This window comes from Frankia sp. BMG5.23, from assembly GCF_000685765.2.
In the GTDB taxonomy this organism is placed as follows: domain Bacteria; phylum Actinomycetota; class Actinomycetes; order Frankiales; family Frankiaceae; genus Frankia; species Frankia casuarinae.
The window spans coordinates 1-7833 of record NZ_JDWE01000098.1; the positions used below are offsets into that span (position 1 = coordinate 1).

Sequence of the window (7833 nt, forward strand, 5' to 3'; positions counted from 1 at the left end):
GCACGGCGGCGGCCCTGCTGGCCGCACGGGACGCGGGGCTTCCGCCGCCGGGGGCCGTGCCACGTACCGCGCGTGGGCGGGCACCGGGCACTGCTGGCACATCGCGGTGCCTAGTTCGGGGGCTGCGAGGGAGGCGTTGGCGGAGGTCGTGGCGTTCCCGCGGGCGTATCTCGCCCGATGACGTCGTGGCGTGCCTGTGTATGTGTGACAGCTGCGCTGGCTGTGCCGACCGTGTCGGCCCTTCCTTCCTGCGGTCTACCTGGATCCACCAGCGCTGGTGGTGTGATCTTTCATAGCATGATCAGATATCTGTGATCTTCCCTGGTGCGCGGGTGAGTTGGCCTTTCGGCATGGTCCGCCGCCGGGATCGGGGGTCGGTGCAGATCTCCTCGGCGGGGACTTTAGTCCGCCGGATGGCCGGGGATGTGCCGGGCGGCCAGCCCGCCAGGGCGTAGTCGACCGCCATGACCTGGGGCCCGCATGTCGCGGGCATCGGTCCACGCCATCTCGGGTATCGGGGCGTCGCTACGACCGTTTGACCCCGCTCAGGTTACCTGAGGGTGCCTTTCGGCCGGGGTCGGTTCGGGCGGGGTCGGTTCGGGCGGGGTCGGTTCGGGCGGGGCGGGCCGCGGGGCGACGCGCACGGGCTTGCGGCGATGTCTATGAGCCGCGATAACAGGATGAACCGCTGCCTGTCTGGGCTGGTACGGCAGTAGCACCATCGGCGACTACCTCCCCGTTCGTGCTGGTCCGTGCTCGTACGGCACGCGCCCGGGCCGCCGGCTGCGGCTCCCCGTGCCCCTCGGCCGCCGGGCCGCATGACCCGGTGAGGCCATCGTCGCGTCCGCCCTATCTGGAGCATCCATGAAACGCCCACGTCCCCGATTCCACCCCGCCGTCCGCGTCGCGGCCGTCGCGGCCGCCGCCGCCATGCTCGGCGCCTGCGCGTCCGATCCGGCACCCGCCGGCTCCACCAGCGCGAACGGGGCGGGCGGAACACCGCACCGGGGCGGCACGCTCACCTTCGCGGTGGCCACCGAGGGCGACTGCCTCGACCCGCACGTCAGCCCGGCCGACGTCACCGCCGTCATCCAGCGGGGTGTGTTCGACTCGCTCGTGACGCAGCAGCCGGGCGGCGGGGTCGGCCCGTGGCTGGCCACGTCGTGGACGGTCTCCGCCGACGCGAAGACGTTCACCTTCAAGCTCAAGGACGGCGTGACGTTCCACGACGGCACACCGTTCGACGCGGCGGCGGTGAAGGCGAACTTCGACCACATCGCGGCGAAGTCAACGAAGTCGCAGTACGCGGTGGCGCTGCTCGGCCCCTACGTCGGCACCGAGGTCGTCGACCCGCACACGGCCAAGGTCACCTTCTCCAAGCCGTACGCGGCATTCCTCGCCGCGGCCGCCACGACCTACCTCGGCATCGAGTCGTCGAAGAAGATCGCCGACGCGCCGGACACCCTCTGCTCGGGCGGGCCGAACTCGGTGGGTACCGGGCCGTTTCGCTTCACCCGTTATGTGAAGGGATCGGTCGCCGAGTTCACCCGCAACGACGGCTACACCTCGGCCCCCGGCGGCGCGAAGCACACCGGCGCCGCCTACCTCGACAAGCTGGCCATCCGCTTCCTGCCCGAGGACGCGACGAGGGTGAGCGCGCTGCGCAGTGGGGAGATCGACGCCGCCGACGGCGTGCCGGCGCAGAACGTCGCCGCGATCGAGGGCGATACCTCCCTGCGGCTACTCAAGGTGATTCCGCAGAACGCCAACTACTCGATCTACTTCAACACCAGGCGTGCGCCGTTCTCCGACGAGCGGGTCCGTAAGGCCGTCCAGCGCGCCGTCGACGTCGACACGATCGTGAAGACGGTCTACGCCGGCCAGTACGCCCGCGCGTGGAGCACGCTGACGCCAAAGAACATCGCCTACGATCGCAGCCTCGAGAAGGCCTTCCCCCATGACGTCACCGCGGCGAACAAGCTACTCGACGAGGCCGGCTACACCGGCCGCGACGCCGACGGCTACCGCACGAAGAACGGCGCGCGTCTCGTCCTCGACTGGCCCTACGTCGGCGCCTTCAACCGCGAGCAGCGCGACATCGTCAGCCAGGCGGTACAGGCCGACCTGAAGAAGGTCGGCATCGCCACCAAGCTCTACTCGATGGACTCGGGCGCCTACACCACCCAGCGCAACGCCGGCGGCTACGACCTGATCGCCTACAGCTGGGGCAAGTCCGACCCCGACCTGCTCCGTACACTGTTCGCCTCGAATCTGGCGTTCACCCAGGGCGGGGCGAACAGTTCCGGGATCGCGGTGCCGGAGGTCGACGACTGGCTCGCGACCGGCGCCGGCACGACGGATCTCGCCGCCCGCAAGAAGGCCTACGGGCAGGTGCAGAAATATGTGATCGACCACGCGTACACCCTGCCGATCTACGTGTTCACCCGGACCGTCGGCACGGCGTCGAAGGTCCACGACATCACCTTCGACGCGGACGCCTTCCCGCTGTTCTACGACAGCTGGGTGGGCTGATCTAGTGCGGGCTGTGGCGAGGTTCCTGCTGCGCCGGCTGGTCGTGGGCGCCGGGGTCCTATGGGGCGCGGCGACGTTGGCCTTCGTGACGCTGCACGTCGTACCGGGTGATCCTGTCGACACTTTGATCGGGCCTACGTTCGGGATCTCGCCGCAGCTTCGGGAGCAGATCAACGAGACGTACGGATTCCAGTCGCCGCTCGTCGTCCAGTACGGCACCTGGCTGCGCCGCCTGGTGACCGGCCATCTCGGCACCTCCTACCAGCTGCAGCGGCCGGTCGTGGAGGTGTTGTCCGGTCAGGTGTGGCCGACGGTGCAGCTGGCGCTCACGGCGTCCGCACTCGCCGCGCTGCTGGCGGTCGGACTCGCGGTGTCGACCGCCGGCCGGGGCGGCACCACCCACCGGCTCGGCCGGATGCTGGCGACCAGCGCCGAGCTGCTCGTCGTGTCGAGCCCGACGTTCTGGATCGGCATCCTGCTCATCACCCTCTTCTCCGCGCATCTCGGCTGGTTTCCCAGCGCCGGCGCCACTGGCCCGTCCGGACTGGTCCTCCCGGCGTCCGCGCTGGCCCTGCCGATCGCCGGGGTTCTTGCCCAGGTGCTGCGGGAGGGCCTTGACGCCGCGCTGGAGGCTCCGTTCGTCGTCTCGGTTCGCGCCCGCGGCATCGGCGCGGTGGGTGTGCTGACCCGCCATGCCCTGCGCCATGCCGCGCTCCCGCTCGTCACCCTGCTCGGCTGGGCGGTGGGCAGCCTGCTCGGCGGCGCCGTCGTCACCGAGGCGGTGTTCGCCCGGCCGGGGATCGGTCGGGTGACCCTCGTGGCGATCTCGGCCAAGGACATCCCGGTGGTCACCGCGGTGGTGCTGCTGTCCGCGGCGGTCTTCGTCGTCGTGAACAGCGTAGTCGACCTGCTCTACCTGCTCATCGACCCGCGACTGCGCGACGACGGATCCGGTGCCGGGAGGGCCACGGCGGTTGATCTGGCGGTGTCCCGGTGACCGCGGTCGGGGAAACCCGCCCCGGGACCGAGCCGCCCGCCGCCGGTGCCCTGGCCGGCACCGGCGGTGGCCGGCCGCGTCCCGGTTTGATCGCGGCCGGCCTGCTGATAGTCCTGCTTCTTGTCGCGACCGCCTGGCCGGGGCTGCTCAGCCGCCATCCCGCGGACGGGACGAACCTCGGCGAGGCGCTGCGCGGACCGAGCTGGGCACACTGGTTCGGCACCGACCAGCTGGGCCGGGACGTCTTCGCGCGGGTGGTCACCGGCGCCCGGCATTCGCTACTGCTCGGTGCCGGAGCGACCGCGCTCGGCGCGGGGATCGGGGCGACGGTCGGCCTCGCGGCGGCCCTCGGCGGCCGGTTCGCCGACGGGCTGCTCATGCGGCTCGTGGACCTGCTGCTTGCCTTCCCCGAACTGCTGCTCGCGCTGCTGGTCATCACCATCGTCGGTCCAGGATCGGTGAACGCGGCGGTGGCCATCGGCATCGCGGCGGTCCCCAGCTACGCGCGGGTTGTGCGGTCGCGTGCCCTCGTCGTCCGCCATGCCGGGTTCGTCGACGCCGGGGTGGCGCTCGGCCTGCCCCGGCCGGTGATCATGCTGCGCCACATCGTGCCGAACACGCTCGGACCGCTGCTCGTGCTGGCCACCGTCGGCATCGGGACGGCGATCATCTCCGGTTCGGCGTTGAGTTTCCTAGGCCTCGGTACGAAGCCGCCGGCCCCCGAGTGGGGGGCGATGCTCGCCGACGGCCGGGGCGTCATCGACACCGCCTGGTGGGTCGTGGTGTTCCCCGGGGCGGCGATCGCCGCCACGGTCGTCGCCGTGACCGTGCTCGGCCGCCATGCCCGCCTGCGGGTGGAGGGACGGACTCCGTGAACGACCAGCCGCAGCTCTCACCGCCGGCACCGCCGAACCTGGCACCGCCGAACCTGGCACTGCCAAACGTGGCATCGCCGAACCTGGCACCGCTGGGGTCGGAGCCCCCTGGTTCGATACCTCCGAGCGGGCGGGGGGCGAAGGAGCCGTCCGCGACCCTGCTGACCGTCGACGGGCTGCGGGTCTCCTTCGGCCGGGGCGCTCGGGCCGTCGAGGCGGTGCGGGGAATCTCCTTCGATGTCGGCGCGGGGGAGTGTGTGGCCCTCGTGGGCGAGTCCGGATCGGGTAAGAGCGTGACCGCCCGCGCCCTCGTCGGACTCGCCGGAGCGGGCGCGACGGTCCAGGCCCGGCGGCTGCGCCTGGGCGGGACCGACCTCATCGGGCTGCGGGACCGGGAATGGCGCGCCCTGCGTGGCCGCCGGATCGGCCTGGTGCTCCAGGACGCCCTCGGCTCCCTCGATCCGCTGCGGCGGGTCGAGCAGGAGGTCGACGAGGCGCTGCGGGCGCATGGCCCGGTCGCGCGAGCCGAACGTGGCCCCCGCGTCGTGACGCTGCTGGCGCGGGCCGGCATTCCTGATCCACAGGTCCGTGCCCGGCAGTACCCGCACCAGCTCTCCGGCGGGTTGCGCCAGCGGGTGCTGATCGCCGCGGCGCTGGCCGGCACCCCGGACCTGCTCATCGCCGACGAGCCGACCACCGCTCTCGACGTCTCGGTCCAGGCCCGGATCCTCGATCTGCTCGCCGGTCTGCGTGCGAGCGGGATGGGACTGCTGCTCATCAGCCATGACCTGGCGGTCGTTGCCCGGCTCGCCGATCGGGTCGCCGTGCTGCGCGACGGAGTGATCCTGGAAAGTGGCCCGACCGAGCGGGTGCTGGGCGATCCCACGCACGCCTATACCCGCGAGCTGCTTGCCGCCGTGCCCTCCGCACGGACCAGGGGCAGCCGGCTGGCCGGACCCGTCGACGAAGCCGGGCTCGCGTCTGCCGGGCTCGACGCGGGCGGCTCGACCGGCGCCGAGATCCTTCTGCGGGCGACGGGACTGCGCAAGGCGTTCCGGACGACGGACGGAGAGCGACGCGAGGTGGTCCGGGACGTCTCCTTCGCGCTGCGCCGCGGGGAGACCCTCGGGCTCGTCGGCGAGTCCGGTTCGGGGAAGACGACGCTCGCCCGGATCATGCTGGGTCTGACCGAACCCGACGCGGGTGAGGTGCTGCTCGGCGGCGTTCCCTGGGTCGGTCCGTCGGATCCTGGGGGCGGCCGGGGCAGCTCGGTGTCGGAGCGTGAGCGCCGACCACGCCGTCGGCAGATCCAGGCGATCTTCCAGGACCCGCTGGGTTCCTTCGACCCACGACTGACGGTGGGCCGGATCCTGACGCAGGCGCTGCGGGTGGGTGGGGTCGCGCGGACCGAGCGCCGCGACGCCGCCGTCCGACGGCTGGAACAGGTGGGGCTCTCCGCGCGGGAACTACGGCGCAGACCGGTCGAGCTGTCCGGCGGCCAGCGGCAGCGGGTGGCCATCGCCCGGGCGCTGTCCGTGGAACCGCAGGTGCTGATCTGCGACGAACCGGTATCCGCGCTCGACGTGTCCATCCAGGCCCAGGTCTTGGACCTGCTTGTCGACCTGCGCCGGACCCACCGTCTGGCCATGGTCTTCGTCTCTCACGACCTCGGCGTCGTGCGGCACCTCAGCGACCGGGTCCTGGTGATGTACGACGGGCGGATCGTCGAGTCCGGGGAGGTGGAGACGGTCTTCACCGCCCCCCGGCACCCCTACACCGTACGGCTGCTCGCCGCGGTGCCCCGGCTCCCCGCACCGCCTACCCCCCTATCGGCTGCCGGGCCGTCTCCGCAGGCCGGGCCGTCTCCGCAGGCCGGGACGCCCGTGGCCGACAGCGCCACAGCCGTACCGGCATCTGGGTAATGTGCCCGTCGGTGTCGAGGCGGTGCTGCGCGACCTCCCCGATCGCCCGAAAATAGTCCTCCTGGCGATCCGCACCGACGAGCCGGCTGTAGTAGGTGCCAAAGGTCGCCGCGTGGAACCGCTGGTACTCTTCGCCGCTCGCGGCCCGCACGAGTGCCGGGCGTTCGTCGACGCCGTCGATGTCGAAGTACGCGTCGAGCAGGGTCGCGGTGTCGTCCACGGACAGGGTGCGTACGGCGATCGGAATGATCCCGGCCGCCGCCAGCAGCCTGGGTACGTCCTCGGCCGCATGGCCCAGGCGGACCAGGGCCTGCCGGGCGAGGTCGTCGCTGCCACCGAACCCGTACTCGTCGTGCTCGGGATGGTGGGTGGTGAGCAGGAAGGCGCCGCCGGGTCGCAGTCGCATGGAGATCCACCGCACCAGCTGCTCCTCGTCAGGGTGGATCCAGTGCAGGACCGCGGTGAGGGTGACCAGGTCGAACGCCGTGGAACCCGCATCGTCGGCCAGCTGCGGGGGCCGGCGCAGATCGGCCTGGACGAAGCGGAACCGTACCCGGGTCGCGTAGGGGGCGAGCTTGCGTCGAGCCTCGGCGAGCCGGGACTCCTCACGATCCAGGCCCAGGGCGTCGACGGCGTCGGGCAGGCGGTCGAGCGCCGCGGCGAGCAGGGAACCGATGCCGCAGCCGAGATCGGCGACGGACCGGGCGGTCGGATCGGCGAACCCGAGCACCCAGTCGGTGTCCTGAGCCTGCCGAAGCCGGCTGGCGTCGTCGTATCCGCCGAGTCGGGCCGCCTGTGCCGTGACGGTCTGCGTCATCTGCTTCTCCCCAGCCGAGGTATGTCAACCGATCCGACGTACTGACGGTCCGCCATCGTGCATCACGGGCTCGCGCCAAGCGCCGAGTTCCGTGCCATGAGTTTTGAAATTAGGCATCGTGTTCGTGTGGGGTCAAGGTAGCTTTCTGCGTCCATAGTCGACATCCTGTTAGTACTGGTAACAGCACCGTGATGCCTCTGGACCCGCCGCCGCGAGCCGACTGGAATGGGTCGCGGGCCGGGACGCGGAAACTGTTCGCGGCAGTGGAAGCCGCGACGGTGGAAACCAGGTACGACGGTGGAAACCAGGTACGACGGTGGAAACCGCACAGACATCGGTACCGCCGTGCCGGACCGGAGCTGGTCCGCAACCGGTCTGGGACTTGGCTGCGACCGCCCGGAGCCGGCCCAGAACCATGCCCAGGGGAGACGATGACCAGTACAACGGAATTCGATGCGGCTTTGGCGCCGGCGCGAGACGTGATCGCTGCACAGCGTTCCGAGCCCGACACGTCGGTCGGATACGTCCAGGGCATCCTCAGCCACGACATCTCCACGGAACTCGGTCGGCTGCAACTGCTGGAATCACAGGTGGACCCGGCCACGCACGCCGTTCTCGAGGCGCGGGGAATCGCAGACGGAGGGCGGTTCCTGGAAATCGGTGCCGGTGCGGGTTCGGTCGCCTACTGGC

At 71.2% G+C, this 7833-nt stretch carries 6 protein-coding genes and 1 pseudogene; 6 read left to right on the forward strand and 1 reads right to left on the reverse strand.

All coding sequences use genetic code 11. The features are described from left to right. The 5 genes from BMG523DRAFT_RS26815 to BMG523DRAFT_RS21245 form a co-directional block, all read left to right on the forward strand. Positions 1-181: hypothetical protein (locus tag BMG523DRAFT_RS26815; RefSeq protein ID WP_235463354.1), on the forward strand; the 181-nt coding region annotated here is incomplete at its 5' end. Positions 182-864: 683 nt separating this feature from the next. Further along, positions 865-2532 carry an ABC transporter substrate-binding protein gene (locus tag BMG523DRAFT_RS21230; protein ID WP_011437157.1) on the forward strand — a complete coding sequence of 556 codons (1668 nt, stop codon included), beginning with the start codon at positions 865-867 and terminating at the stop codon, positions 2530-2532. A 4-nt stretch (positions 2533-2536) separates the two neighbouring features. Next, positions 2537-3529, forward strand: coding sequence for an ABC transporter permease (locus tag BMG523DRAFT_RS21235; protein WP_011437156.1), 993 nt, complete (start codon positions 2537-2539; stop codon positions 3527-3529). Then, positions 3526-4404 carry an ABC transporter permease gene (locus BMG523DRAFT_RS21240; RefSeq protein WP_011437155.1) on the forward strand — a complete coding sequence of 293 codons (879 nt, stop codon included), beginning with the start codon at positions 3526-3528 and terminating at the stop codon, positions 4402-4404. The genes BMG523DRAFT_RS21235 and BMG523DRAFT_RS21240 overlap by 4 nt, the downstream gene beginning before the upstream one ends. Further along, positions 4401-6326 (forward strand): ABC transporter ATP-binding protein, encoded by a 1926-nt coding sequence (locus BMG523DRAFT_RS21245; protein WP_043592156.1) that lies wholly within the window; start codon positions 4401-4403, stop codon positions 6324-6326. The genes BMG523DRAFT_RS21240 and BMG523DRAFT_RS21245 overlap by 4 nt, the downstream gene beginning before the upstream one ends. On the opposite strand, the gene BMG523DRAFT_RS23815 is transcribed toward BMG523DRAFT_RS21245, so the two are convergent. Then, on the reverse strand, positions 6223-7143 hold the full coding sequence (locus tag BMG523DRAFT_RS23815) for a trans-aconitate 2-methyltransferase (RefSeq protein WP_011437153.1): 921 nt from the start codon (positions 7141-7143) through the stop codon (positions 6223-6225). The two genes, BMG523DRAFT_RS21245 and BMG523DRAFT_RS23815, sit on opposite strands and share 104 nt — an antisense overlap. Positions 7144-7574: 431 nt before the next feature. On the opposite strand from BMG523DRAFT_RS23815, the pseudogene BMG523DRAFT_RS21255 reads away from it, so the two are divergent. After that, a pseudogene (locus BMG523DRAFT_RS21255) lies at positions 7575-7833 on the forward strand (hypothetical protein); the annotation flags it as partial.

Excerpts from the sequence above, each read along its gene's own strand:
- BMG523DRAFT_RS21230 (WP_011437157.1), top strand. The coding sequence starts at position 865 with ATGAAACGCCCACGTCCCCGATTCCACCCCGCCGTCCGCGTCGCGGCC.
- BMG523DRAFT_RS23815 (WP_011437153.1), bottom strand. The coding sequence starts at position 7,143 with ATGACGCAGACCGTCACGGCACAGGCGGCCCGACTCGGCGGATACGAC.